Source organism: Bradyrhizobium sp. MI1.10 (assembly GCF_055811035.1).
Genome location: NZ_JBVVPN010000032.1, coordinates 14,449 through 39,881, shown reverse-complemented (window position 1 = coordinate 39,881; position 25,433 = coordinate 14,449). Strand labels below are relative to the sequence as shown.

The following is a 25,433-nucleotide window of genomic DNA, read 5'->3' as shown; positions in this document are numbered from 1 at the left end:
TGAATTCGGCAAAACAATTGGCGAAGGCGTCCGCTTCAGGCGGCTAGTCGTCTTCCTCGTCCTCGACCTTGTCGAAAAAGGAATAGCGCAACGAATCGGCGTCGGCGTACCACTGGCCCGGGCCCTTGTTGGCGGCGAGCGTCGTCTCCCAGAGCGCGTCGGTGCAGTCCTTGCGGTGCATCGACAGCTCGAAGCCGTTGCCGAAGAACAGTTCGGACCATTCCCACCAGGTGCCGAGCTTCTTGACGCCGCGCAGAAGGTCGTAGCGGTCGATCAGTGCCGGCGCCATGTCCGAGGTGATCGAGCCGAACACGAGCCCGGTCTTGACCACACGGTTCAGCTCCCTGATCGCACGGACCACCTGCTTCGGGGAAACATGGCAGAGGCTGGTCTCGAACACGAAGTCGAACGCACCGTCTTTGAACGGCATGGCGGTGATCGAACCGAGCTTGTTGTACTTCTTCAGCGCCTTCGGCGTTCTGGCGTGAATGGTGCGGTTGTTCTCGATGCCGAAGGCATCGATACCGCGGTCGCGCAGCGCGCCGACAAGCTCGCCGCTGGCCGAGCCCGCGATCAAGAGCTTCGTGCCTTTGGTTTTGCCCCAGACGATGCCGATCAGTTTTGTGAGATAGTCGGGATCGGTGAAGTGTTGCCACACTTCGCTGTAAGGACCCTGGCCGCGATAATTGTCAAAATAATCGCGATCGATCTTGTCCGAGAGCGGCTTGTCGTCCTGCGAACGCTCGCGGCGCAGGCGCATCATCTCGGTCAAGATGATGTCGGTCGCCGCGTCCGAGGAATCGAGCAGGCCGTTCAGCGTCGAGTCGAACAGATAGTCGCCGACCACCACGATTCCGGGATGTTCCTTCGGCTCGGGGCGGTGATTGGTCATGACGTCGCGCACGGGCAAGCCGCCCGGAATCGCGTTCACTGACGACAACCAGCGGTGGATCTTGCCTTCCATGAAATGCGCGCGTGCATCGCCGAGCGATGCCGGCAGCGATTTCAGCGCGGCATCGATCAGCTCCTGGTCGGAGAGATTCGCGAACGCCAGCGCGTCGGAGCCCGGAATCAGCCAGTTCAGCACGCCGTGCTTGCCCACATCATGGCGCGCGCCCTCGTTATAGACGCAGCAACCGCCAAAGGCCTCCGACATGAACCAGGCGCCGGCGATCTTGTCGCCCCAGAACGGCGTGTCGAACAGAATCGAGACCCGCAAATAGTGCGCAGGACGGTCGAAGTACGAGACGTGCTTGACCATCGACTTGCGGAGCTGTTCGCCCTCCCAGCCGACGGTTCCGAGCCAGGAATGCGGCAGACAGACCAGCACAAGGTCGAAGTCGCGCGTCTCTGGCCCCTTGCCGTTCATCATCTTGAGTTGATAGCGACCGGTCGGCGCCTTGCCGACCGTGAGGATTCGGTGATTGAGCTGGATGTCGGCATTGACCTCCGACTGGAGGCACTCGATGAGCTGCTCGTTACCGTTCTGGATGGAATAGAGGCCGATATAGCCGTCGACATCCATCAGGTAGTTCTTGAGCGCGTTGAGACCGTTGGTGTTGTGGCTCTCGGTCGCGAGGTCCGAACGCGCCATCACCTTGAAGAATCGTTTTGCGGTCTCGTCCTCGACCTCCTCGTCGAGCACCTGTTCGGCGGTCTTGTAGGCCCAGGGATTCTCGTTGTCGTGCGCGCCGACGCCCTCGTAATACTCGATCGGCGTCATCGCCTCGGCGCAGCGCTTACGGAACGCCTCAATCGCAGCCGCGGTCTTGGCACCATATTTGCGACGCATGCCCGCGACGTCGTTGAGGAGCTCGCCGCCGAACTGCACCTGCTCGGCATCCATCGGAATGGTCTGCAAGCCGAAATGCTGGATCAACTCGCGCAACGGATCCGGCCCGGTCATCGAGTAGTCGTAGATCTCGGCAACGCCGGCCTCGTACATCGCGGGCGCGGAATCGAATTTGCGCGTGACGATCTTGCCGCCGAGCCGGTCGGATGCCTCGTAGATGGTGACGCGGCAGAGGTCGCCGAGCTTGCGCTTCAAATACCAAGCGCTCATCAGCCCACCGGGGCCGCCGCCTACGATTGCGAGATCAAGCATGAGAATTCCGTGGTCTCCGGCCCGCCCCTTCACGGGACCACCGGTCTAAGCTCTCCTAGCAGAAGCGCTTTTGCGCCTGAAGGAAAGATGAACAAAGGTTGATCCTGCACCGCAACAGGGAAACAAAGCAGCAAAAAGGCCGGCTTGCGCCGGCCTTTTCAGTGTCCTCGGTATTCCTACGGATGAATGATCATTCCGCAGGTGGCAGCGCCATCGGCTCCACTTCCGGCGCCGGCGGCACGACGGCCGCCTGCTTCTCGCGCTCGTCGAGGATCATCTTGTCGCGCTTCACCGCGACTTCGCGGATCTTCGCCATGGAGGCGCCGGTGCCTGCCGGAATCAGCCGACCGACGATGACGTTCTCCTTGAGGCCTTCGAGCGGATCGACCTTGCCGTTGACCGCCGCTTCCGTGAGGACGCGGGTGGTCTCCTGGAACGAGGCCGCCGAGAAGAAGGAGCGGGTCTGAAGGCTGGCCTTGGTGATGCCGAGCAGAACCGGCGTCCCCGTGGCGATCTTCTTGCCCTCTTCCTTGGCCTTCGCGTTGATCTGGTCGAACTCGATCTTGTCGATCTGCTCACCCGAGATCATGTCCGTGTCGCCCTGGTCGGTGACTTCCACCTTCTGGAGCATCTGCCGGACGATCACCTCGATGTGCTTGTCGTTGATGAGCACGCCCTGGAGCCGGTAGACCTCCTGGATCTCGTTGACCAGATAGGCCGCGAGTTCCTCGATGCCCTTGACCGCCAGAATGTCGTGCGGCGCCGGGTTGCCTTCCACGATGAAGTCGCCCTTTTCGACGACGTCGCCGTCCTGAAGGTGGATGTGCTTGCCCTTCGGGATCAGGTACTCGCGCGCCTCGTCGGTCTTGTCCATCGGCTCGATCGAGATGCGACGCTTGTTCTTGTAGTCGCGCCCAAACCGGATGGTGCCCGCGATTTCGGCGATGATCGCCGCATCCTTCGGACGCCGAGCCTCGAACAGTTCCGCCACCCGCGGCAGACCGCCGGTGATGTCGCGCGTCTTGGCGCTTTCGGTCGAGACACGGGCGAGAATGTCGCCCGCCTGGACCTTGGCTCCGACATCGACCGACAGAATGCCGTCGACCGACAGCATGTAGCGAGCATCGCCGCCACGGGCGAGCTTGAGCACCTTGCCGTCCTTGCCCTTGATCACGATGGCGGGACGCAGGTCCCCGCCGCCGCGCATCGAGCGCCAGTCGATGACCACGCGCTTGGCAATGCCGGTGGCCTCGTCGAGCGTTTCCGAGATCGACTGTCCCTCGACCAGATCCTCGAAGCCGATGGTGCCTTCGACCTCGGTGAGGAGCGGACGGGTGTAGGGATCCCATTCGACGATACGCTGGCCGCGCTTGACCATGTCGCCCTCGTCGACGTGCAGGCGCGAACCGTACTGAATACGGTGCGTCGCACGCTCGGTGCCGTCGGCATCGACGATCGCGATCACCATGTTGCGAACCATCGCAACCAGGTGGCCGTCGCTGTTGCGGGCGATGGCCTTATTCCTGATCACGATCTTGCCGTCGAAGTTGGATTCGACGAAAGATTGCTCGTTCAGCTGCGCCGCACCGCCGATGTGGAAGGTACGCATGGTGAGCTGGGTGCCCGGCTCGCCGATCGACTGGGCCGCGATGACCCCGACCGCTTCGCCGTGGTTGACCGGCGTGCCGCGAGCGAGATCGCGGCCGTAGCACTTGCCGCAGATGCCGTTGACGAGCTCGCAGGTCAGCGCCGAGCGGATCTTCACCTCCTGGACGCCGCCCTGATGAATGGCATCCAGATGGCTCTCTTCCATCAGCGTACCGCGCTTGAAGATCACCTTGCCCGTGCTGTCACGCACGTCTTCGCAGGCCGTGCGTCCGAGGATGCGCGAGCCGAGCGAAGCGACCACGGTGCCGGCATCGACGATGGCGCGCATCTTGATGCCGAGCTTGGTGCCGCAATCGTCCTGCGTGATGATGCAATCCTGCGCGACGTCGACGAGACGACGGGTCAGGTAGCCGGAGTTCGCAGTCTTCAACGCGGTGTCCGCGAGGCCCTTGCGGGCGCCGTGGGTCGAGTTGAAGTACTCGAGCACCGAGAGGCCTTCCTTGAAGTTCGAGATGATCGGCGTCTCGATGATCTCGCCAGACGGCTTGGCCATCAGGCCGCGCATGCCGGCGAGCTGGCGCATCTGGGCCGGCGAACCGCGGGCACCGGAGTGAGCCATCATGTAGATCGAGTTGATGTCGGCATCCGCCCCGCTCGCCGTCTTCTTGGTCGAGGAAATCTCCTTCATCATCGCCTTGGCGATTTCTTCCGTGGCCTTCGACCAGGCGTCGACGACCTTGTTGTACTTCTCGCCATGGGTGATCAGACCGTCGTTGTACTGCTGCTCGAAATCCTTCGCCAGCGTACGTGTGGTGTCGACGATCTTCCACTTGGAGTGCGGCACGACCATGTCGTCCTTGCCGAACGAGATGCCGGCCTTGAACGCGTTGTAGAAGCCGAGCGCCATGATGCGGTCGCAGAAGATCACCGTCTCCTTCTGACCGCAGTGGCGGTAGACCTGGTCGATGACGCCGGAGATCTCGCGCTTGGTCATCAGCTTGTTGATGATCTCGTACGGAACGCGCGGGTTCTTCGGCAGCAAATTGCCCAGCATGACGCGGCCAGCGGTGGTCTCGATCCAGCGCTTGGAGATCTTGCCGGTCTCGTCGATGCCTTCCCACCGGTACTTGATCTTGGTGTGGAGGTGGATGACCTTCGCGTGCAGCGCGTGCTCGAGCTCCGCCATCTCGCCGAAGATCTTGCCCTCGCCGGGCAGGCCTTCGCGCATGATGGAGACGTAGTAGAGACCGAGCACGATGTCCTGCGACGGCACGATGATCGGCTGGCCGTTCGCCGGATGCAGGATGTTGTTGGTCGACATCATCAGGACGCGCGCTTCCAGCTGCGCTTCGAGCGACAGCGGGACGTGCACGGCCATCTGGTCGCCGTCGAAGTCGGCGTTGAACGCGGCGCAGACCAGCGGGTGGAGCTGGATCGCCTTGCCCTCGATCAGCACGGGCTCGAACGCCTGGATGCCGAGGCGATGCAGCGTCGGTGCGCGGTTGAGCAGCACGGGATGCTCGCGGATGACCTCGTCCAGGATGTCCCAGACCTCGGGCCGCTCCTTCTCGACCAGCTTCTTGGCCTGCTTCACGGTGGTGGACAGGCCCTTGGCGTCAAGCCGCGAGTAGATGAACGGCTTGAACAGCTCGAGCGCCATCTTCTTCGGCAGGCCGCACTGATGCAGGCGCAGCTCGGGACCGACCACGATCACCGAACGGCCCGAATAGTCGACGCGCTTGCCGAGCAGGTTCTGACGGAACCGGCCCTGCTTGCCCTTGAGCATGTCGGCGAGCGACTTCAGCGGACGCTTGTTGGCGCCGGTGATGACGCGGCCGCGGCGGCCGTTGTCGAACAGCGCGTCGACGGCCTCCTGAAGCATGCGCTTCTCGTTGCGGATGATGATGTCCGGCGCGCGCAGCTCCATCAGCCGCTTCAAGCGGTTGTTGCGGTTGATGACGCGGCGGTACAGGTCGTTGAGGTCCGAGGTCGCGAAGCGGCCGCCATCCAGCGGCACCAGCGGACGCAGGTCCGGCGGAATCACCGGGACCACGGTCATGATCATCCATTCCGGCTTGTTGCCGGAGTGGCGGAACGCTTCCACGATCTTCAGGCGCTTGGCGAGCTTCTTGTGCTTGATGTCGGAGTCGGTCTCCTGCATCTCTGCGCGCAAGGTCAGCTCGAGCTTCTCGAGATCCATGCCCTTGAGCAGCTCGCGGATCGCTTCCGCGCCGATCATGGCGGTGAAGGAATCCTGGCCGTATTCGTCCTGCGCCTTCAGATACTCGTCTTCGGACAAGAGCTGACGGTCCTTCAGCGCGGTGAGGCCCGGCTCGAGCACCACGTAATATTCGAAATAGAGGATCCGCTCGAGATCCTTCAACGTCATGTCGAGCAGGAGGCCGATGCGCGAGGGCAGCGACTTCAGGAACCAGATGTGGGCGACGGGGGCTGCGAGCTCGATATGGCCCATGCGCTCGCGCCGGACGCGCGACAGCGTGACTTCGACCGAGCACTTCTCGCAGATGATGCCCTTGTACTTCATGCGCTTGTACTTGCCGCACAAGCACTCGTAGTCCTTGATGGGCCCAAAGATGCGGGCGCAGAACAGGCCATCGCGCTCGGGCTTGAAGGTACGGTAGTTGATGGTTTCCGGCTTCTTGATCTCGCCGTACGACCAGGACAGAATCTTCTCGGGGCTCGCGATCGAGATCCGGATCTGGTCGAAGACCTGAGCCGGCGTCGTCGGATTAAAGAGATTCATAATTTCTTGGTTCATCGTCTTCTCCTCGCGTGCCGGTCGCCTCCGGCAGCAAATTCGAAAATCACTATGCGGGGCGCCCTGCCCTCGCGATTCGAGGACTGGGCGCCGATGCCCGGCCATTCAGGCCGGGCATGAGGGTCGTATTACTCGGCCGCTTCCGCCGTCCCCGGTCCGACCTTGGAATTGTGCAAGTCGACGTTGAGGCCGAGCGAGCGCATTTCCTTGACCAGCACGTTGAACGATTCCGGAATACCGGCCTCGAAGGTGTCGTCGCCACGCACGATCGCCTCGTACACCTTGGTACGGCCAGCGACGTCGTCCGACTTCACGGTCAGCATCTCCTGGAGCGTGTACGCCGCGCCGTAAGCCTCGAGCGCCCACACTTCCATTTCGCCGAAGCGCTGGCCGCCGAACTGCGCCTTGCCGCCCAGCGGCTGCTGGGTAACGAGCGAGTACGGACCGATCGAACGCGCGTGGATCTTGTCGTCGACGAGATGGTGCAGCTTGAGCATGTAGATGTAGCCCACCGTCACCTTGCGGTCGAAGGCATCGCCGGTGCGGCCGTCATAGACGGTCGACTGGCCCGAAGCGTCGAGACCGGCAAGCTTCAGCATCTCCTCGATGTCGGCTTCCTTGGCGCCGTCGAACACCGGCGTCGCGATCGGAACGCCGCGGCTCAGATTGTGGCCGAGCTCGATCAACTCGTTGTCGTTGAGCGACTTGATCGTCTCGTCCTCGCCGTAGACCTTCTTCAAGGTTTCCTTCAGCGGCCTGATGTCCTGCTTCGACAAATAGGCATCGACCGTCTGGCCGATACGCTTGCCGAGGCCGGCACATGCCCAGCCGAGATGGGTCTCGAGGATCTGTCCGACGTTCATGCGCGAGGGCACGCCGAGCGGATTGAGCACGATGTCGGCATGCGTACCGTCTTCGAGGAACGGCATGTCCTCGATCGGCACGATCTTCGACACCACGCCCTTGTTGCCGTGGCGGCCGGCCATCTTGTCGCCGGGCTGGATCTTGCGCTTCACCGCGACGAAGACCTTGACCATCTTCATCACACCGGGCGGCAATTCGTCACCGCGCTGAAGCTTTTCGACCTTGTCGAGGAAGCGCTGTTCAAGCCCCTTCTTCGACTCGTCGTACTGCTTCCGCATGGCCTCGATCTCGGCCATCAGCTTGTCGTTCGGCGAAGCGAACAGCCACCACTGCGACTTCGGGTACTCCTCGAGCACCGCACGGGTGATCTTGGTGTCCTTCTTGAAGCCTTTCGGACCGGCGATGCCCTGCCGTCCTTCGAGCAGCTCGGCAAGGCGGTTGTAGACGTTGCGGTCCAGGATCGCCTGCTCGTCGTCGCGGTCCTTGGCCAGACGCTCGATCTCTTCCCGCTCGATCGCCAGCGCACGCTCGTCCTTGTCGACGCCGTGCCGGTTGAACACGCGCACTTCGACGATGGTGCCCTGCACGCCCGGAGGAACGCGCAGCGAGGTGTCGCGGACGTCGGAAGCCTTCTCGCCGAAGATGGCGCGCAGGAGCTTTTCTTCCGGCGTCATCGGGCTTTCGCCCTTCGGCGTGATCTTGCCGACCAGGATGTCGCCGGCGCGCACTTCCGCGCCGATGTACACGATGCCGGCTTCGTCGAGGTTCTTCAGCGCTTCTTCCGAGACGTTCGGAATGTCGCGGGTGATTTCCTCGGGTCCGAGCTTGGTGTCGCGGGCCATCACCTCGAATTCTTCGATATGAATCGAGGTAAACACGTCTTCCTTCACGATCCGCTCGGAGAGCAGGATCGAGTCTTCGAAGTTGTAGCCGTTCCACGGCATGAACGCGACGAGCACGTTCCGGCCGAGCGCGAGCTCGCCGAGATCGGTCGACGGACCGTCGGCGATGATGTCGCCCTTCTTGACGATGTCGCCGACCTTCACCAGCGGACGCTGGTTGATGCAGGTCGACTGGTTGGAGCGCTGGTACTTCATCAGCCGGTAGATATCGACGCCCGACTTGGTCGGATCGAGATCTTCGGTGGCGCGGATGACGACGCGGGTCGCGTCGATCTGGTCGATCACGCCCGAACGGCGCGCCGCGATCGCAGCACCCGAGTCACGCGCAACCACGCCTTCCATGCCGGTGCCGACGAACGGCGCTTCGGCGCGAACCAGCGGCACCGCCTGGCGCTGCATGTTCGAGCCCATCAGCGCACGGTTGGCGTCGTCGTTCTCGAGGAACGGGATCAGCGCGGCTGCGACCGAAACGAGCTGCTTCGGCGACACGTCCATGTAGTCGACCTTGTCCGGGGTCACCGGCAAGACTTCGCCGGCGTGACGGCAGACCACGAGGTCTTCGGTGAAGCGGCCCTTCGGATCGAGCGGCACGTTGGCCTGCGCGACCGTGTAGCGGCCCTCTTCCATTGCCGAGAGGTACACGACTTCGTCGGTGACGCGGCCGTCCTTGACCTTGCGATACGGGGTCTCAACGAAGCCGTACTTGTTCACGCGCGCGAAGGTCGCGAGCGAGTTGATCAGGCCGATGTTCGGACCTTCCGGCGTCTCGATCGGGCAGATGCGGCCGTAATGCGTCGGATGCACGTCGCGCACCTCGAAGCCGGCGCGCTCGCGGGTCAGACCGCCCGGTCCAAGCGCCGACAGGCGGCGCTTGTGGGTGATCTCCGACAGAGGGTTGGTCTGGTCCATGAACTGCGAGAGCTGCGAGGAGCCGAAGAACTCGCGCACGGCAGCGGCCGCCGGCTTCGCGTTGATCAGGTCCTGCGGCATGACCGTGTCGATGTCGACCGAAGACATGCGCTCCTTGATCGCACGCTCCATGCGGAGCAAGCCGATGCGGTACTGGTTCTCCATGAGCTCGCCGACCGAGCGCACACGGCGGTTGCCGAGATGGTCGATGTCGTCGATCTCGCCCTTGCCGTCGCGCAAGTCCACCAGCGTCTTGATGACGGAGAGGATGTCTTCCTTGCGCAGCGTGCGCTGGGTGTCGGGCGCATCGAGGTCGAGGCGCATGTTCATCTTGACGCGGCCGACGGCCGAGAGGTCGTAGCGCTCGGCGTCGAAGAACAGCGACTGGAACATCGCCTGCGCCGAATCCAGCGTCGGCGGCTCGCCGGGACGCATGACGCGGTAGATGTCGAACAGCGCGTCCTCACGCGTCATGTTCTTGTCGGCCGAGAGCGTGTTGCGGATGTAGGCGCCGACATTGACGTGGTCGATGTCGAGCAGCGGCAGTTCCTTGTAACCCTGCTCGTTGAGAGCCTTCATCGACTTGTCGGTGATCTCTTCACCGGCTTCCGCGTGGATCTCGCCGGTCTTGGGATTGACGAGGTCCTCGGCGATGTAGTTGCCGACGAGCTCCGCATCCGACAGGCGCAGCGCCTTCAGACCCTTCTCCTGCATCTGACGCGCACCGCGCACGGTGAGCTTCTTGCCGGCTTCGAGCACGACCTTGCCGGTATCGGCGTCGATCAGGTCGTTGATGGTCGAGTAGCCGCGGAAACGATTGGCGTCGAACGGAACGCGCCAGCCTTCCTTGATCCGCTTGTACTGGATCTTCTTGTAGAAGGTGCTGAGGATCGCCTCGCCGTCGAGACCGAGCGCGAACATCAGCGACGTCACCGGAAGCTTGCGGCGACGGTCGATACGCGCATAGACGATGTCCTTGGCGTCGAACTCGATGTCGAGCCAGGAGCCGCGATACGGGATCACGCGGGCGGCGAACAGCAGCTTGCCCGACGAATGGGTCTTGCCCTTGTCGTGGTCGAAGAACACGCCCGGCGAACGGTGCATCTGCGAGACGATGACGCGCTCGGTGCCGTTGACGATGAAGGTGCCGTTCATCGTCATGAGCGGGATATCGCCCATGTAGACGTCCTGCTCCTTGATGTCCTTGACCGACTTCGCGCCGGTTTCCTCGTCGATATCGAACACGATGAGGCGCAGCGTCACCTTGAGGGGAGCCGCGAAGGTCATGCCGCGCTGGCGGCACTCGTCGACGTCGTATTTCGGCGGCTCGAACTCGTAGCGGACGAATTCCAGCATCGAGGTGCCCGAGAAGTCGGAGATCGGGAACACCGAGCGGAACACCGCCTGCAAGCCCTCGTCCGACCGTCCGCCCTGGGGCTCGTCGACCATCAGGAACTGGTCATAGGACGCCTTCTGAACCTCGATCAGGTTCGGCATCTCGGCCACTTCCTTGATGTGTCCGAAGAACTTGCGAACGCGTTTGCGACCGGTGAATGTCTGCTGCGCCATCGTGGCCTCTCATTTTCGTCGCCCGATTTGGGCGCGTCCTCCGGAACGCGGCGACCGCCGCTCCCCGGGTTGAATTTTTCGAACCCGTCTTGGGGGCCGGAGACTCAGTTTCAGGCAGGAATGTCCTGAATCTGTTCTTCAGACCTTCAAAACGCAAAACGACGCGCGGGGCGCAGGAGCGCGCCCGCCCGTCACAACCATCCTCTTCACGGACTGCAAAAGCCCGAAATAGCTTGCTCTCCCAACGGCTTACAGGGAATGCGGCATCCCTGCCCACCGCGCTTTCGTGCTGCCGACCCGATATGGGGCGACATTAGTGCAGATTCGAGGGACAAACCCTCAAATCCCCACACTTTTTCGTGTTCGGCCTGCGTCGGGTCGTTCCGTCGCACGCCTTTTGCATCCAGCCCACCCTTTCGGGGAGTGGACCGAGACCCCGGTTGCGATGATGCGCACCGGGATCTCGTGCCAGTAAGCGTTGCTTACTTGAGCTCGACCTTCGCGCCAGCCTTCTCGAGCTGGGCCTTGAGCTTCTCGGCTTCGTCCTTGTTCACGCCTTCCTTGACAGGCTTGGGCGCGCCCTCGACGAGGTCCTTTGCTTCCTTCAGGCCCAGGCCGGTGATGGCGCGGACTTCCTTGATGACCTCGATCTTCTTGTCGCCGGCGGCGGCAAGAACGACCGTGAACTCGGTCTTCTCTTCGGCCGGAGCGGCGGCAGCGCCACCACCAGCCGGGCCGGCCACGGCGACAGCCGCGGCAGCCGAAACGCCCCACTTCTCTTCGAGGAGCTTCGCGAGTTCGGCAGCTTCGAGCACGGTGAGGCTCGAGAGGTCGTCAACGATCTTCTGCAGGTCAGCCATTGTTCAGTTTCCTTGAATGTAAGTCTGGTTCGGGTTTGAGTTTTGCGAAGGGCGTCAGGCCGCTTCGCCCTTTGAGGCATAAGCCTGGATGACGCGCGCGAGCTTGCCCGCGGGCGCGTTGGCGAGCTGAGCGATCTTGGTCGCCGGGGCCACAAGCAGGCCGACGATCTTGGCGCGCAGTTCGTCAAGCGACGGCAGCGAGGCAAGTGCCTTCACGCCGTCGACATTCAGGACGGTCTTTCCCATCGAGCCGCCAATGATGACGAACTTTTCGTTCGCCTTGGCGAATTCGACGGCGACCTTTGGCGCCGCTACCGGATCGTCCGAGGTGGCGATCACGGTCGGTCCCTTCAGCATGGGGCCGATGGCAACGACGTCAGTGCCTTCAAGAGCAATTTTGGCGAGACGGTTCTTCGAGACCTTCACCGAGGCGCCAGCCTGCTTCATCTGCATGCGCAGCTTCTGCATCTGGGCAACGGTCAGGCCGGAATATTGGGCAACGACCGCGACGCTCGTGGTCTTGAAGACCCCATTGAGCTGTTCGACCGCTTCCTTTTTTGCCGCTCGTTCCACAGCAAGCTCTTTCCGGTTGGCGGTCATCGCGAAAGCGGGACCGCCGGGTTGCACCCATCGTCCCGCCCAAACCTGAACCTCAGGGCCAAACCCATCGGACACGCCGGGCAAGACGACAATTCAAAGCCTGCCCTCCGGGAGCCCGTTAGGGCCCACGGCGTGTCGAGGTCCGAACCAAACCCATTCCGCAACCGACCCTAAGGTGGCCACGAAGTGAAATCCGGTCTTCACCCGTCTATGCAGGCCATGCGATTAAGCCGTTGAGAAATCGAAATTCCCCGCGAGCGCCTGCAGTCTTGGACAGGACAAGGTCAGCCGGCGAACCGCCTGACCTCTGCCCGCATCCCACACCCGACGAATTTCCCTCCTTTTCCAGCCAATCCTCACGGACGTCCTGAAAAGGAATGATCTCCATCGCTTGTTTTCGGAATGCGTGCACGAACGCGCCAGCCGAGGCCGGCACGTCCGGAAGCGGTTCTTTAACCGCTCGGGGCCTGCTTGCCAAGAGCAAAATTCACACCAGTTCCAATCCGTTGCCGCTCGCGCTTAACCATGGCCGACAAGGGCCGGCTTCCGCTCATTTGACCTCATAAGGCAGCGGCCTGCCTTCGAAAAACGCGGTCAGGTTCGCCAGCACGCAGTTCTGCATGGCTACGTGCGATTCGAGGGTGTGGCCGCCGATATGGGGGGCGAACACGACATTTGGGAGCGCCGTCAGCGCGTCCGGGGCGTGCGGTTCCTGGTCGTAGACGTCGAGACCGGCGCCGGCGATGGTCTTTTCGGTGAGCGCCACCACCAGGGCTTTCTCGTCGATCACCGAGCCGCGGGAGATGTTGACGACATAGCCGTCCGCCCCGAGGCGCTTGAGGATATCGGCGCTGACGGCATGCTGGGTCTCGGCCCCTGCCCGGACCGCGATCATCAGCACGCTGCACCAGTCGGCGAGCGCCTCCAGCGTCGGGAAATATTGATAGGGCAGATCGTACCTCCTGCGGCTGAAATAGCCGATTTCGCTCTCGAAGGATGCGCAGCGCGCTGCGATCTTGCGGCCGATCTCACCCATGCCGTAGACGCCGATGCGGCGGCCCGGCATCCCGGCCTGCGGGCGCATCATCGGCGAGGGCTTTGACGCGGCCCAATCGCCGCTGCGGACGTACTGGTCGGCAACCAGGATTCGCCGCGTCGTCGCGAGCATCAGGGTCATCGCGATGTCGGCGACCGAGGCCGCATTGGCGCCCGGGCTATGTCCGACCGCAATGTTGCGGGCAACAGCGGCCCTCAGGTCAACACCGTCATAGCCAGTGCCGTAGCAGACGATGGCGCCGAGCTTCGGAAACAGGTCCATCGCCTCCGCACCCAGTGGCGTGCCACCCGCGGTGAGCACCGCGCGGATGCCGCCGAGCTCGTCGGCGGAAAACACCTCGCGCGCAGGCTTGCCGCCGGTGTCGAGCAGCTCGAACCGCTCGGCGAAGCGCGCCATCATCGTCTTGGGAAAGCGCGAGTAGATCAGGACCTTGTCAGTCATTGTTCTTGTTTCCGGTGAACGCCGTCACAAACGACGAGGGGCGGAATCGGTTGCCCAATTCCGCCCCTCGCCTCATGTCGTTTCCGAACCTTAGCCGAGAATGGTGCCCGGCTCGACCTTCACGCCGGGGCCCATCGATGAGGACACCGCAACGCGCTGGATGTAGGTGCCCTTGGAACCGGCCGGCTTGGCCTTGGAGACAGCGTCAGCCAGAGCCTTGATGTTCTCGACCAGTTTTTCCTCGGTGAACGAGGCCTTGCCGACGCCAGCCTGCAGGATGCCGGCCTTCTCGACGCGGAACTCGACCGAGCCGCCCTTGGCGCCCTTCACAGCGCCGGTGACGTCCATGGTCACGGTGCCGATCTTCGGGTTCGGCATCAGGCCGCGCGGGCCGAGCACCTTACCAAGGCGGCCGACCAGCGGCATCATGTCGGGGGTTGCGATACAGCGGTCGAAATCGATCGTGCCGTTCTGCACCTTCTCGACCAGGTCCTCGGCGCCGACGACGTCGGCTCCGGCAGCCTTGGCCTCGTCAGCCTTGGCGCCGCGGGCGAACACGCCGACGCGGAGCGTACGGCCGGTGCCGTTCGGCAGGGTCACGACACCGCGGACCATCTGGTCGGCGTGACGCGGATCGACGCCGAGATTGATCGCGACCTCGATGGTCTCGTCGAACTTCGCTTTCGCGCGTTCCTTGACCATCTTGATGGCGTCCGCGAGCGGGTAAAGCTTTTCGCGATCAATACCTTCGCGGGCTTTGTTCAAACGTTTTCCGATTGCCATGAGCCCTTACCCCGCCACTTCCAGACCCATCGAGCGGGCAGAGCCCTCGACCATCTTCATGGCCGACTCGATCGAGTCGCAATTGAGATCCTTCATCTTTTTCTCGGCGATCTCGCGCACCTGCGCCTTAGTCACCGCGCCGGCCTTGTCACGGCCCGGCGCCTTGGAGCCGGACTGGATCTTGGCAGCCTGTTTGAGGAAGAAGGACATCGGCGGCGTCTTCATCTCGAACGTGAACGAACGATCGGCGTAGATCGTGATCACGACGGGAATCGGAGTATTCTTCTCTTCCTTCTGGGTCTGGGCGTTGAACGCCTTGCAGAACTCCATGATGTTGAGACCGCGCTGACCGAGCGCGGGACCGATCGGGGGCGAAGGATTCGCCGCACCGGCCGGGACCTGAAGCTTCAGGTATCCGGTCACTTTCTTTGCCATGTATCACTCCTGTTGGGCCGGCCTGGGCCGGCGGTTTCAGGTTCGTGGTCTGGGTCAGATGCGGCTGGCAACCACCCTCTCCCTCCCACGGCCTCTTGTTGCGCGAGACCGAAGTCTCGCGCCTACCCGATCAGACCTTCTCGACCTGACCGAATTCCAGTTCGACCGGCGTGGCGCGGCCGAAGATCGACACGGCGACCTTCACGCGCGAGCGCGCCTCGTCGATTTCCTCGACCACACCCGAGAACGAGGCGAACGGGCCATCGGCCACACGCACGTTCTCGCCGATTTCGAACGACACCGACGCCTTCGGCCGTTCCACGCCCTCCTGCACCTGGTGCAGGATGCGCATGGCCTCGGCTTCCGAGATCGGCATCGGCTTGTTTTCCGCGCCGAGGAAGCCGGTCACCTTCGGCGTATTCTTGATCAGATGAAACGCCTCGTCGGTCAGCTTCATCTTCACCAGCACGTAGCCCGGGAAGAACTTGCGCTCGGCGTCGATCTTGCGGCCGCGGCGCACTTCCGTGACCTTCTCGGTCGGAACCAGCACCAGCTCGAACAGCTCCTCGAGCCCGCGCTGCTTGGCCTGCTCGCGGATCGATTCGGCGACCTTCTTCTCGAAGTTCGAATAGGCGTGGACGATGTACCAGCGCTTGTCAGACAATTGAGCCGTTGCTGTTGCCATCAGTGAATGCCCAGAAGGAAGGTGATGAGGACGCGGATGATCTGGTCGGCGGCGAAGAAGAAGATCGAGGCCACGGCGACCATGACGAACACCATGATGGTGGTGATCGTGGTCTCGCGGCGGGTCGGCCAGGTGACCTTGGCGGTCTCCGAGCGCACTTCCTGCAAGAACTTGAACGGGCTGACTGCCATCGTTTGATGTCCAACGTCCGTCGACAGACGCGAATGAATTTCAGGGATCCGAACAGCCGCCGTTGGCCCAGCCCTCTGTCTCGAAGGATGAGCCGGAATCCGGGCTCGATTGTTCGGGGATTTCAAAGCCGCGCCGGAGATCCGCGTCTAACGGGCCGGCTGCGAGTGCGCGGTATCTACTGCGGATGGGGCCAAAGGTCAAGACAGGGAGGGCTGGCGCGAGCAAAACGACCTCCACAGGCGACCGACCAGAGATCAGGCCAATCAAGGGCTTATCTGCCGCCTGCAATCCGCCGTCCCAAGGGGCGCAGCCGGTTCCTGGCAGGACGAGACCACCGGGCCCGTCATCTGCCGCCCCATTAGCGCCTCCTCAAGGTCAGTCGGCCCGGTCGATCGTCGAAATGCCCGGCAACGGCACAACGAACTTTCCGCCCTCGGCGAAATAGCCGGCATGCTTGGCCCGGATCGGGTCCACGTAGCGCCAGGCGAAGACGACGACGAACGCTGGCTTGCGCTCGTAAAGGGCGGCGGGCGGCAGGATGGGGATGTCGTATCCCGGGCCGGCCATCACGTTCGCCTTCTTGGGATCGTCGTCCACCAGGAAGTCGATCTTGTTCTCCAGGCCGAACTGCGGCAGCAGGGTCGTGGTCCCGACCGAGACGCCGTAGCCGGCCACGAGTTGACCGCGCGCATGGGCGGCATCGGCCATCGCGACCAACTCGTCGCGGATGGCGGCGATCCTCTTCGCATAGGGCACATAGTAGCCCGGCTGGTCGACGCCGAGCCGATCTTCCTCGGCGATGAAGCGCGCGACCTCAGCGGACGGCTTCTTCGCGCCGCCGGCACGCTGCACCGTCACCCGGATCGAGCCGCCCTTGGTCTCGATGTGCTGGACGTCGATCACTTCCATGCCGAGCCGCGCGAAGAAGCGCGTCAGCGGCTTGATGTTAAAATACGACAGATGCTCGTGATAGACGGTGTCGAGAAGGTTCTTCTCGGTGACGTCGAGGCCATACTGCGTTTCGAAAACGAACAGCCCGTCCGGCGCAAGCACGTCGCGAACCCCGATCACCAGCGGGTCGAGATTGTCGACATTTGCGATCATGTTGTTGGCGATCACGACGCTGGCCGCGCCGTGGCTTTGCAGGATGCGGCGACCGATGGCATCGGTGAAGAAATCGCCGATGGTCTCGATTCCTGCTTCCGTCGCACGCCGCGCGATGTCGACGGCGGGATCGACACCCAGCACCCGCATGCCGCGCTCCCTGAAGAAACCGAGCAGCGATCCGTCGTTGCTGCCGAGCTCGACGACCAGCGAGCCCGGCGCGACGGCGAACCGGCTGACGACGTCGTTGGCATAGCCTGCGAAGTGCTCCCGCAGGCCAAGCGAGAGCGAGGTGGTATAGACGTAGTTGCGGTACTGGATCTCCGGATTGCCGACGTGGAGAATCTGCAGGTGGCCGCAGTCTGCGCACAGGTGCAGCGCCATCGGCACCGCGGCCCGAAAGACAGAATCGTCGGCGCTTGCATCCGGCACCTGGAAGTTCGGGGTGCCGATGGGCATGCCCGCCATCGGGACGACAAGCTCTTGCTTGTCCGAATGACAGAGGCGGCAGGTATGGCGGACGTAAAACAGGTTTTTCATCGTAGGACCGTAAAACGGAGACATGCGAGCGGGTGAGGCAATCTCACCCCGTGGTGATCAGATCGACGGCACCGCCTCAGGACGCCGGATATTCCGCGCCACCGATGATGAGGTCGATCGCGGCCATCATCCAGAACTGATGCGTGGTCTCGACGATGTTGTAGCTGCGGCTGTCGACGTAATAATTGACGTCGCCGAGATTGCGCAGCGGATTCTCGGCGTTCATGCCCGACAGCGTGATCACATCGAGCTTCATCGCCCGCGCCTGCGCGACCGCATTGAGAATATTCTTCGAGCGTCCCGACGAGCTGATCGCGACGAGGCAATCGCAGGCGCGGGCGCTCAGCCGCACAGCATGCGCAAGCCAGTGCTCGAAACCGTAATCATTGGCAAGACACGACATCATGCTGGCATCGCTGAAGCAGAGTGCGGGCACCGATGCGTTCTTCGCCAGATCGATCGCGAGATGGGAGGCGATGCCGGCCGAGCCTCCATTGCCGATGAAGATGACTCGGCCGCCCTGCTCGCGCGCGCGCAACCAAGCCGTGCGGGTGGCGGAAATCCTGGCGAAAACCCCGTCGTCAACCGCCGTCGCGCGATGGAGGCGCCCCACATAATCGTCGAGGAAGGCCTTGTGATCGGGATTGATGGGCTCCACAGGCATGGGTTGGCAGCTCGACGGCAACATGGCGCCCCTGATACCGGCTATCACCAGCGATTGCAAAGCTATATTACCATCGAAGTCGACCAACAGCCGATTCGGTTTCCACCTTCACTCAACATTGGCGGGCCTGTTTCGCTGGGCATTCGCATCACGGATGTTCCTATGAAATGCATCGTTACCGGTGGCGCGGGCTTCATCGGCAGTCACCTCGTCGACCGCCTCCTCGACGACGACCATGAGGTCGTCGCGCTCGACAATTTCGTGATCGGACGCCCCGAAAATCTGGCCTCGCGTGTCGATTCTGGTCGACTGAAGATCGTGCGGGCCGACGTCACCGAACTCGAATCGATCAAGCCGCATTTCGACGGCATCGACTGGGTGTTTCATCTCGCCGCGCTGGCCGACATCGTCCCCTCGATCGAGTCCCCGATCCCGTATCACCGCGCCAATGTCGACGGCACGATCAACGTTCTCGAGGCTGCCCGGCAGGCCGGCGTCAGCCGCTTCGTTTATGCTGCGTCGTCCTCCTGCTACGGAATTCCCGATGTCTATCCGACGCCGGAGAGCGCTGAGATCCGACCGATGTATCCTTATGCCCTCACCAAGAATCTCGGCGAGCAGTGCGTCATGCACTGGTGCCAGGTCTACAAGCTGCCCGCGGTCGCGCTGCGCCTGTTCAACGTGTACGGGCCGCGCCATCGCACCACGGGCACCTACGGCGCCGTGTTCGGCGTGTTCATGGCGCAGAAGCTCGCCGGCAAGCCCTTCACGGTGGTCGGCGATGGCGAACAGACCCGCGACTTCACCTTCGTCAGCGATGTCGCCGATGCTTTCGTGACCGCCGCGCGCTCCGAGGTCTCGAACGAGATTTTCAACGTCGGCTCCGACAACACCTACAGTGTCAACCGGCTGGTTGAGCTTCTCGGCGGCGACAAGGTCCACATTCCCAAGCGTCCCGGCGAGCCCGATTGCACCTATGCCGACATCACCAAGATCAAGCGGATCCTGAAATGGACGCCGAAGGTAAGATTTGAGGACGGGGTCGCGACGATGCTGAATTCGATGGATCAGTACAAGGACGCTCCCCTGTGGACAGTGGACAAGATCGCGGACGCCACGAAGGACTGGTTCAAATATCTCGCAGACAACAACGACGCGCCATCCGGCGCGCCGCAGAAGGCAAGCCAGTGAACAGGTTCGCCGGGTATCGTTGCCGCGAATCGATCAATTCCGGGCCGCCCGGCTGAGGCCGGCCGGCGCTTTAGGTAATTCACATGGGCTATATTCCGACCGACAATCCCGCGTTGAACGACCAACTGGCGGAGCACGAAAAGATCAGGACAATCGAGGAACTGGGCGAGATCGCGCGCTCCGCGCAAGCGCGGGGCCGGAAGGTTGCACTCTGCCATGGCGTCTTCGACCTCGTGCATCTCGGCCATATCAGACACATCCAGGCGGCGCGCAACGACGGCGACGTCGTCATGGTCACGATCACCGCCGACCGTTACGTCAACAAGGGACCCGGTCGGCCGATCTTCCCCGAAAACATGCGGGCCGAGATGCTGGCCTCGCTCGCGACCGTCGATTGGGTCGGCATCAATCACACTTCCAGCGCCGAGCCGATCCTGGATACGGTGCGGCCGGACATCTATGTGAAGGGGTCTGACTATGAAAACCCCGAAGACGACGTAACCGGCAAGATCCGGACCGAGCGCGACGCCGTCGAGCGTCACGGCGGGCGCATCGTGTTCACGCGCGACGTGACATTCAGCTCCTCGTCGCTGGTGAACCGGTATTTCGACATCTACGATCCTCCCCTCCGCGACTACCTGCAAAAAGTCCGTGAAGGTGGCGGCGCCGATCGCCTGCTGAAGCTGATCGACAAGGTGCAGGACATGCACGTCGTGCTGGTCGGCGACACCATCATCGACGAATACCAGTACGTCACGGCGCTCGGAAAGGCCTCGAAGGAAAACATCGTCGCCACGCTGTTCAAGAGCGGCGAGCAATTTGCGGGCGGCGTCATTGCCGCGGCGAACCATGTCGCGAGCTTCTGCAAGTCGGTGGAGGTCGTCACGACGCTTGGTGGCAACGACTACCCTGAGGAGTTCATTCGGGCGCATGTCCGCCCGAACGTCACGTTGACGCCGATCCGCCTTCAGGGCCGTCCGACGACCCGCAAATCGCGGTACGTCGAGCTCGGATATCTGCACAAGCTCTTCGAAGTCTACACCATGGACGACACGCCGCTCGACGAGGCCGATCGGAAGGAGATCGACCGTATCACGACGGAGCGCGTCCGTGGCGCGGACGTGGTGATCGCCACCGATTTCGGTCACGGCATGATCGCGTCGAGCACGATCGACACCCTGATCGCCAACTCCAGATTCCTGGCGGTCAATGCCCAGAGCAACAGCGGCAATCACGGCTACAACCTGATCACGAGGTATCCGCGGGCCGACTACATCTGCATCGACGCGCCGGAGGCGCGTCTGGCTGCAAGCGACAAGTTCAGCGACATCGCGTCCGTGATCGAGGCCGGCTTGCACGGCAAGATCGACTGCGACAACATGATCATCACGCACGGCTCCTTCGGCTGCTACCCCTTCTCGTCGAAAACCGGCGTCACGCGCGTCCCCGCCTTCACCAAGACCGTCGTCGATACCGTCGGCGCGGGCGACGCCTTCCTAACGATCACCGCGCCGCTGGTTGCCGCCGGCGGCAATATCGAGGACGTCGCCTTCATCGGGAACGCAGCCGGCGCGATCAAGGTCGGGATCGTCGGCCACCGCAGCTCGGTCGAAAAGGTGCCGCTGGTCAAGTTCGTCACCGCGCTGTTGAAGTAGCGCGACGGCAGATACTGGAGAACGACAGTGATTGGTCGAAAATGGAATGTGATGGTCACCGGTGGTGCCGGCTATGTCGGTAGCGTGCTGGTTCCCCAGTTGCTCGCTGCGGGCCACAAGGTCACCGTGCTCGACCTGTTCATGTATGGCGAGGACGTGTTCGATGCCGTCCGCGACAATCCCAATTTGCGCCTGATCAAGGGTGACATCCGTGACGAAGCCGCGATCAACGAGGCCCTGCGCGGCAACAACGCCGTAATCCACCTCGCCTGCATCTCCAACGACCCGTCGTTCGAGCTGGACCCGGGGCTCGGCAAGTCCATCAACTACGACTGCTTCCGGCCGATGGTGCGCGCCGCCAAGAAGGCTGGCATCAAGCGCTTCATCTATGCCTCCTCGTCCAGCGTCTACGGAATCAAGGACGAAGCCGAGGTGACCGAGGACCTGTCCTGCGAGCCGCTCACGGACTACTCGAAGTTCAAGGCGATGTGCGAGACCGACCTAGCCGACGAGGCCGCGTCCGGGTTCGTCGCCTGCACGGTTCGCCCCGCCACCGTCTGCGGCTACGCACCGCGACAGCGGCTCGACGTCGTCGTCAACATCCTGACTAATCTCGCGGTTAACACCGGCCGCATCCGCGTGTTCGGCGGAACGCAGCGCCGGCCCAATTTGCACATCCAGGACATGTCAGCCGCTTATCTGTTCCTGCTCCAGCTGGATGACGCAAAGATCGACGGCAAGACGTACAATATCGGCTACGAGAACCACTCGCTGATGAAGATCGCCGACATCGTCAAGTCGGTGGTCGGCAGCAATGTCGATGTCGTCGTCGAGCCGACCGACGATCTCCGCTCCTACCACGTTTCTTCGGAGAAGATCCGGCGCGAGCTCGGCTTTGCGCCGTCCCATACGATCGAGCAGGCCGTGTCCGGCCTCGTTGACGCTTTCAAGGCGGGCCACCTGCCGAACTCGCTTAACGACCCCCGGTACTTCAACATCAAGATGATGCAGAACATCAGCCTGAAGTGAGCGGCGTGCGGATCGGCATCGATTTCGACAACACGATCATCTGCTACGACAAGGTCTTTGCCGCCGTCGCACTTCAGCGTGGGCTGGTGCCGGAAGGGTGGGAGGGGCTGAAGACCGACCTACGGGATCATCTCCGGTCCAGCGCGGGCGGCGAGCTCGCCTGGCAAGGACTGCAAGGCTTCGTCTACGGCAAGGGAATTGGCGGCGCCGAAATCTATCCGGGCGTGCGGGAATTCCTGGTGGCGTGCAAGCGGGCCGGCTCGAAGGTCTGCATCGTCAGCCACAAGACCCGATTCGGTCATCAGGACCCCGACCGCACCGACCTGCGCGACGCGGCGCGCGGCTGGCTGCGGGGAGCCGGCCTGATCGACGCTGCGGATGCGGCGCTGGCCGTCGACGACGTCTATTTCGAGCACACACTGGCCGCCAAGGTCGAGAGGCTCGCGAGCCTGAAGCTGGACGTCTTCATCGACGATCTGGTCGACGTCTTCGAGCAACCGCATTTTCCGAAAACCACGCGATCGATCCTGTTCACGCGGTCGGAGCCTCCTCACCCCGAACACTGCAAGCCGATCGCGACATGGGCCGATATCCGCCGCGAGGTGTTTGCAGCATGAGCGAGAGCGACATCACCGCGCCGGATGCGATGGCAATCGGCAGCCGCCTGGCCGGTGCGCGTGTCGCAGACGCCCAGCCGGCACGGTCCGGCGGCAACAACAGGGTTTTTCGGCTGGAGATGGCGGAGGGACCGCCCCTCGCCCTCAAGCATTATCGGTCCGACGGACGCGATCGCCTGGGACAGGAGTATGATGCACTCTCGTTCCTGGCGCGCCACGGCATCACGTCGACACCACGGCCGGTCGCGAAGGACGCGGATGCGTTCTGCGCGCTGTACCAATGGTTCGACGGCGAACCTGCGGTGCTGCGCCCCCAGGGCGACGATGCCGATCAACTCGCCGATTTCCTCATCGGGCTGCAGAAGCTGCGCGACGCCGAAGGCGCGCAGCATTTGCGCAACGCCTCAGCCAGCATCTTTTCGCCAGAAGCGGCCATCGCCCAGTACGAGCAGCGCCTGGACGCATTGAGGCGGGCATTGGATGATCATCCGGACCTGCGCACGTTTATCGAAGGCAGCCTCGTTCCCAGCACTGCCGTCGCGATTCGGCAGCTCCGCCGGCGCTACGCGGAACTGGGCCGGGGTCCCTCGGTGGACCTTGCGCCCACCCATCGCGCGCTGAGTCCGTCCGACTTCGGACTGCACAACGCGCTGCGCGCCGAAGACGGGCGCTTGCGATTCATCGACCTCGAATATTTTGGCTGGGACGATCCGGTCAAGCTCGTGTCCGACACCGCCATTCACCCCGGCAGCGACCTGCCGGAAGCGAGCGCGAATCGCTTGATCGAACGGCTGTCGCGCGCCTTCGAGGCGAGCGATGACGCGTTTGCGATCCGCCTTGACGTACTGTATCCTGTGTTCAAGGGAATCTGGTGCCTGATTGTCCTGAACGCGTATTTGCCGGACAGCCGCTCCCGGCGCGCAATGCCTGCGCAAGGTGGCGATGTTAGGATCCGCCTCGCCGGTCAGCTCGACAAAGCCCGCCGACTTCACCAGACGATTCGCCCAACCGATTTACCGAAGTGACCCGGATCTCACCCCACGCTGAAACCGCCCTCGCCTGCACGCTGGATGAGCGCAGCCTCTATCTGCGCCGCCTGGTGCTCGGTTCTGTCCGCTCTGCGGGACGCGGACATGTCGGTCCGGCATTGTCGCTGATCGAGATGGTCCGCGTGCTCTACGACGACGTGCTGCGGATCGATCCGAGCAATCCGCGCGATCCGACCCGCGACCGCGCGATCCTCAGCAAGGGACACGGGTGTCTGGCACTCTATGCGCTCTTGGCCGATCGCGGATTCTTTCCGCTGTCGGAGCTGGACGGTTTCTGCGGCCCCGACAGCATTTTGGGCGGACATCCCGAATACGGAATGGTGCCGGGGGTCGAGGCCTCGACCGGCGCGCTCGGACACGGACTGTCGATCGGTGTCGGCCTGGCGCTCGCCGCGCGCATGCGCGAGCGGACCTACCGTACCTTCGTCCTTCTCGGCGACGGCGAGATCAACGAGGGATCGGTGTGGGAAGCTGCCATGGGCGCGGCCAAGCACGGGCTCGACAATCTTGTCGCGCTGATCGACTACAACAAGCTGCAGAGCTACGGGCCCACCGATTACGTCCTGCCGCTGGAGCCGCTCGCGGACAAATGGCGCAGCTTCGGCTTTGCCGTGCAGGAGCTCAACGGCCACGACGTCGGCGCCCTGCGCACTGTCCTGAAGCAGGTCCCGGCCGTTCCGGGAAAACCCACAGCGATCATCTGCCATACCGTCAAGGGCAAGGGTCTGCCGGCCGCGGAATCCAACGCGGATTGGCATCACAAGAACAAGCTCACCGACAGCGAGCTCGACGCCATCCGCGTCGCCGTCGGGGATTTTTGATCGGCTTCTCATGCGCAACACCGCGATGAACATGGTCCACAAGCTCGCCGCGCGCGACGAGCGTGTGCTCTACATCGGCTCCGATCCCGGCGCAGGTACCTTGCGCGCGATGAGCAAGGAGTTTCCCAAGCGCCACCTGATCGAAGGCATTTCGGAAGCGCACATCATCGGCATGTCGGCAGGTCTCGCGATGGAAGGCTTCGTGCCCTACGTCAACACCATCGCCACGTTTCTGACCCGCCGCTGCTACGAGCAGGTCGCGGTCGATCTGTGCCTGCACAATCTGCCGGTGCGGTTGATCGCCAATGGCGGCGGGCTCGTCTACGCCCCGCTCGGCCCCACCCACCAGGCGATCGAGGATATCGCCATCATGCGGGCGCTGCCGAACATGACGGTGGTCTGCCCGTGCGACGCCGACGAAGCGGCGCGGCTGATGGGGCAAACGCTCGACTGGACCGGGCCGATCTACATCCGGCTCGGCAAAGGTGGCGACGCCGTAGTCTCAAAGGCCGAGCACGGCTTCGAGATCGGCAAGGCCATCCTGATGCGGCCGCCAGGCGACGTCGTCATGATCACGACAGGCATCATGCTCCAGCGGGCACTCGCTGCGGCCGACCTGCTGGCCGCGCAAGGCATTCGCGCCGGCATCCTGCACATGCACACGGTCAAGCCGCTCGACACCAAGGCGCTGCTGCAAGCGATCCGGGGTATCAGGCTAGTGGCGACGCTGGAGGAGCACGTGCCCTCGGGCGGCCTGGGCAGCGCGGTCGCGGAGACGCTGATCGACAAGCTCGGCTCTGGCCTGCCCGCGATGCTGCGGTTGTCGTTGCCGGACCGGTTCATGCACAATTACGGATCGCAGGACTCGCTGCTGAAGAAGCACGGACTTTCCGCCGACGCCATTGCGACCTCGATCGCGCGCGCGCTTCCCGCCTCATACACCTCCTCTCCGCAACTTCATTCCACCTGACGGGT

The 25,433-nt window shown here is 63.0% G+C and carries 19 protein-coding genes; 7 read left to right on the top strand and 12 right to left on the bottom strand.

The annotated features are described in order from the left end of the window. Nucleotides 1-43: 43 nt before the first annotated feature. The 12 genes from AC0L3K_RS28410 to AC0L3K_RS28355 form a co-directional block, all read right to left on the bottom strand. A complete protein-coding gene (locus AC0L3K_RS28410; RefSeq protein ID WP_007602998.1) occupies nt 44-2,104 on the bottom strand; it encodes an FAD-dependent oxidoreductase in 2,061 nt (686 codons plus the stop codon). Nucleotides 2,105-2,294: 190 nt separating this feature from the next. Beyond that, nucleotides 2,295-6,491, bottom strand: coding sequence for a DNA-directed RNA polymerase subunit beta' (rpoC, locus tag AC0L3K_RS28405; RefSeq protein WP_007602997.1), 4,197 nt, complete (start codon nt 6,489-6,491; stop codon nt 2,295-2,297). A gap of 128 nt (nt 6,492-6,619) precedes the next feature. Further along, nucleotides 6,620-10,735, bottom strand: a complete 4,116-nt coding sequence (gene rpoB, locus AC0L3K_RS28400) for a DNA-directed RNA polymerase subunit beta (RefSeq protein ID WP_007602996.1) — start codon at nt 10,733-10,735, stop codon at nt 6,620-6,622. A 482-nt stretch (nt 10,736-11,217) separates the two neighbouring features. Then, nucleotides 11,218-11,595, bottom strand: a complete 378-nt coding sequence (rplL, locus tag AC0L3K_RS28395; RefSeq protein ID WP_007602994.1) for a 50S ribosomal protein L7/L12 — start codon at nt 11,593-11,595, stop codon at nt 11,218-11,220. A gap of 54 nt (nt 11,596-11,649) precedes the next feature. Then, a complete protein-coding gene (gene rplJ / locus AC0L3K_RS28390) occupies nt 11,650-12,168 on the bottom strand; it encodes a 50S ribosomal protein L10 (protein ID WP_035995742.1) in 519 nt (172 codons plus the stop codon). Between the two features lie 577 nt (nt 12,169-12,745). After that, nucleotides 12,746-13,693: a 2-hydroxyacid dehydrogenase gene (locus AC0L3K_RS28385; RefSeq protein WP_473254770.1), complete on the bottom strand. Its 948-nt coding sequence runs from the start codon at nt 13,691-13,693 to the stop codon at nt 12,746-12,748. A gap of 90 nt (nt 13,694-13,783) precedes the next feature. Beyond that, entirely contained in the window at nt 13,784-14,476 is a 693-nt protein-coding gene (gene rplA, locus AC0L3K_RS28380) for a 50S ribosomal protein L1 (RefSeq protein WP_007602988.1), read from the bottom strand. 6 nt (nt 14,477-14,482) lie between these two features. After that, complete coding sequence (gene rplK, locus AC0L3K_RS28375) at nt 14,483-14,911, bottom strand: 50S ribosomal protein L11 (RefSeq protein WP_007602986.1); 429 nt, start codon at nt 14,909-14,911, stop codon at nt 14,483-14,485. Nucleotides 14,912-15,041: 130 nt separating this feature from the next. After that, entirely contained in the window at nt 15,042-15,596 is a 555-nt protein-coding gene (gene nusG / locus AC0L3K_RS28370; protein WP_007602985.1) for a transcription termination/antitermination protein NusG, read from the bottom strand. Continuing rightward, the gene (secE, locus tag AC0L3K_RS28365) at nt 15,596-15,787 is read right to left on the bottom strand and encodes a preprotein translocase subunit SecE (protein WP_007602984.1); all 192 of its coding nucleotides are present in this window, start codon (nt 15,785-15,787) and stop codon (nt 15,596-15,598) included. The genes nusG and secE overlap by 1 nt, the downstream gene beginning before the upstream one ends. Nucleotides 15,788-16,163: 376 nt before the next feature. Then, nucleotides 16,164-17,432 carry a class I SAM-dependent methyltransferase gene (locus tag AC0L3K_RS28360; RefSeq protein WP_007602982.1) on the bottom strand — a complete coding sequence of 423 codons (1,269 nt, stop codon included), beginning with the start codon at nt 17,430-17,432 and terminating at the stop codon, nt 16,164-16,166. Between the two features lie 76 nt (nt 17,433-17,508). Beyond that, entirely contained in the window at nt 17,509-18,096 is a 588-nt protein-coding gene (locus AC0L3K_RS28355; protein WP_007602979.1) for an SIS domain-containing protein, read from the bottom strand. Nucleotides 18,097-18,258: 162 nt separating this feature from the next. Between AC0L3K_RS28355 and AC0L3K_RS28350 the strand changes: the two genes are divergently transcribed. The 7 genes from AC0L3K_RS28350 (at nt 18,259) to AC0L3K_RS28320 (ending at nt 25,428) form a co-directional block, all read left to right on the top strand. Then, nucleotides 18,259-19,287 carry an SDR family oxidoreductase gene (locus AC0L3K_RS28350; protein WP_007602976.1) on the top strand — a complete coding sequence of 343 codons (1,029 nt, stop codon included), beginning with the start codon at nt 18,259-18,261 and terminating at the stop codon, nt 19,285-19,287. A gap of 83 nt (nt 19,288-19,370) precedes the next feature. Continuing rightward, nucleotides 19,371-20,942, top strand: a complete 1,572-nt coding sequence (locus AC0L3K_RS28345) for a PfkB family carbohydrate kinase (protein WP_007602965.1) — start codon at nt 19,371-19,373, stop codon at nt 20,940-20,942. A 27-nt stretch (nt 20,943-20,969) separates the two neighbouring features. Further along, entirely contained in the window at nt 20,970-21,971 is a 1,002-nt protein-coding gene (locus AC0L3K_RS28340) for an NAD-dependent epimerase/dehydratase family protein (RefSeq protein WP_007602964.1), read from the top strand. A 5-nt stretch (nt 21,972-21,976) separates the two neighbouring features. Beyond that, complete coding sequence (locus AC0L3K_RS28335; protein ID WP_245286052.1) at nt 21,977-22,588, top strand: HAD family hydrolase; 612 nt, start codon at nt 21,977-21,979, stop codon at nt 22,586-22,588. Further along, nucleotides 22,585-23,613: an aminoglycoside phosphotransferase family protein gene (locus AC0L3K_RS28330; RefSeq protein ID WP_219684100.1), complete on the top strand. Its 1,029-nt coding sequence runs from the start codon at nt 22,585-22,587 to the stop codon at nt 23,611-23,613. The genes AC0L3K_RS28335 and AC0L3K_RS28330 overlap by 4 nt, the downstream gene beginning before the upstream one ends. Then, nucleotides 23,610-24,458 carry a transketolase gene (locus AC0L3K_RS28325; protein ID WP_007602953.1) on the top strand — a complete coding sequence of 283 codons (849 nt, stop codon included), beginning with the start codon at nt 23,610-23,612 and terminating at the stop codon, nt 24,456-24,458. The genes AC0L3K_RS28330 and AC0L3K_RS28325 overlap by 4 nt, the downstream gene beginning before the upstream one ends. 10 nt (nt 24,459-24,468) lie before the next feature. Then, the gene (locus AC0L3K_RS28320) at nt 24,469-25,428 is read left to right on the top strand and encodes a transketolase family protein (protein WP_007602952.1); all 960 of its coding nucleotides are present in this window, start codon (nt 24,469-24,471) and stop codon (nt 25,426-25,428) included. Nucleotides 25,429-25,433 lie beyond the last annotated feature (5 nt).

Bases quoted from the DNA above. Each gene is read 5' to 3' on its own strand.
- rplA (WP_007602988.1), bottom strand. From the start codon at position 14,476: ATGGCAATCGGAAAACGTTTGAACAAAGCCCGCGAAGGTATTGATCGC.
- rplL (WP_007602994.1), bottom strand. From the start codon at position 11,595: ATGGCTGACCTGCAGAAGATCGTTGACGACCTCTCGAGCCTCACCGTG.
- AC0L3K_RS28330 (WP_219684100.1), top strand. From the start codon at position 22,585: ATGAGCGAGAGCGACATCACCGCGCCGGATGCGATGGCAATCGGCAGC.
- rplK (WP_007602986.1), bottom strand. From the start codon at position 14,911: ATGGCAAAGAAAGTGACCGGATACCTGAAGCTTCAGGTCCCGGCCGGT.
- AC0L3K_RS28320 (WP_007602952.1), top strand. From the start codon at position 24,469: ATGCGCAACACCGCGATGAACATGGTCCACAAGCTCGCCGCGCGCGAC.
- AC0L3K_RS28355 (WP_007602979.1), bottom strand. From the start codon at position 18,096: ATGCCTGTGGAGCCCATCAATCCCGATCACAAGGCCTTCCTCGACGAT.
- AC0L3K_RS28385 (WP_473254770.1), bottom strand. From the start codon at position 13,693: ATGACTGACAAGGTCCTGATCTACTCGCGCTTTCCCAAGACGATGATG.
- secE (WP_007602984.1), bottom strand. From the start codon at position 15,787: ATGGCAGTCAGCCCGTTCAAGTTCTTGCAGGAAGTGCGCTCGGAGACC.
- rpoB (WP_007602996.1), bottom strand. From the start codon at position 10,735: ATGGCGCAGCAGACATTCACCGGTCGCAAACGCGTTCGCAAGTTCTTC.
- nusG (WP_007602985.1), bottom strand. From the start codon at position 15,596: ATGGCAACAGCAACGGCTCAATTGTCTGACAAGCGCTGGTACATCGTC.
- AC0L3K_RS28410 (WP_007602998.1), bottom strand. From the start codon at position 2,104: ATGCTTGATCTCGCAATCGTAGGCGGCGGCCCCGGTGGGCTGATGAGC.
- rpoC (WP_007602997.1), bottom strand. From the start codon at position 6,491: ATGAACCAAGAAATTATGAATCTCTTTAATCCGACGACGCCGGCTCAG.
- AC0L3K_RS28350 (WP_007602976.1), top strand. From the start codon at position 18,259: ATGAAATGCATCGTTACCGGTGGCGCGGGCTTCATCGGCAGTCACCTC.
- AC0L3K_RS28345 (WP_007602965.1), top strand. From the start codon at position 19,371: ATGGGCTATATTCCGACCGACAATCCCGCGTTGAACGACCAACTGGCG.
- AC0L3K_RS28360 (WP_007602982.1), bottom strand. From the start codon at position 17,432: ATGAAAAACCTGTTTTACGTCCGCCATACCTGCCGCCTCTGTCATTCG.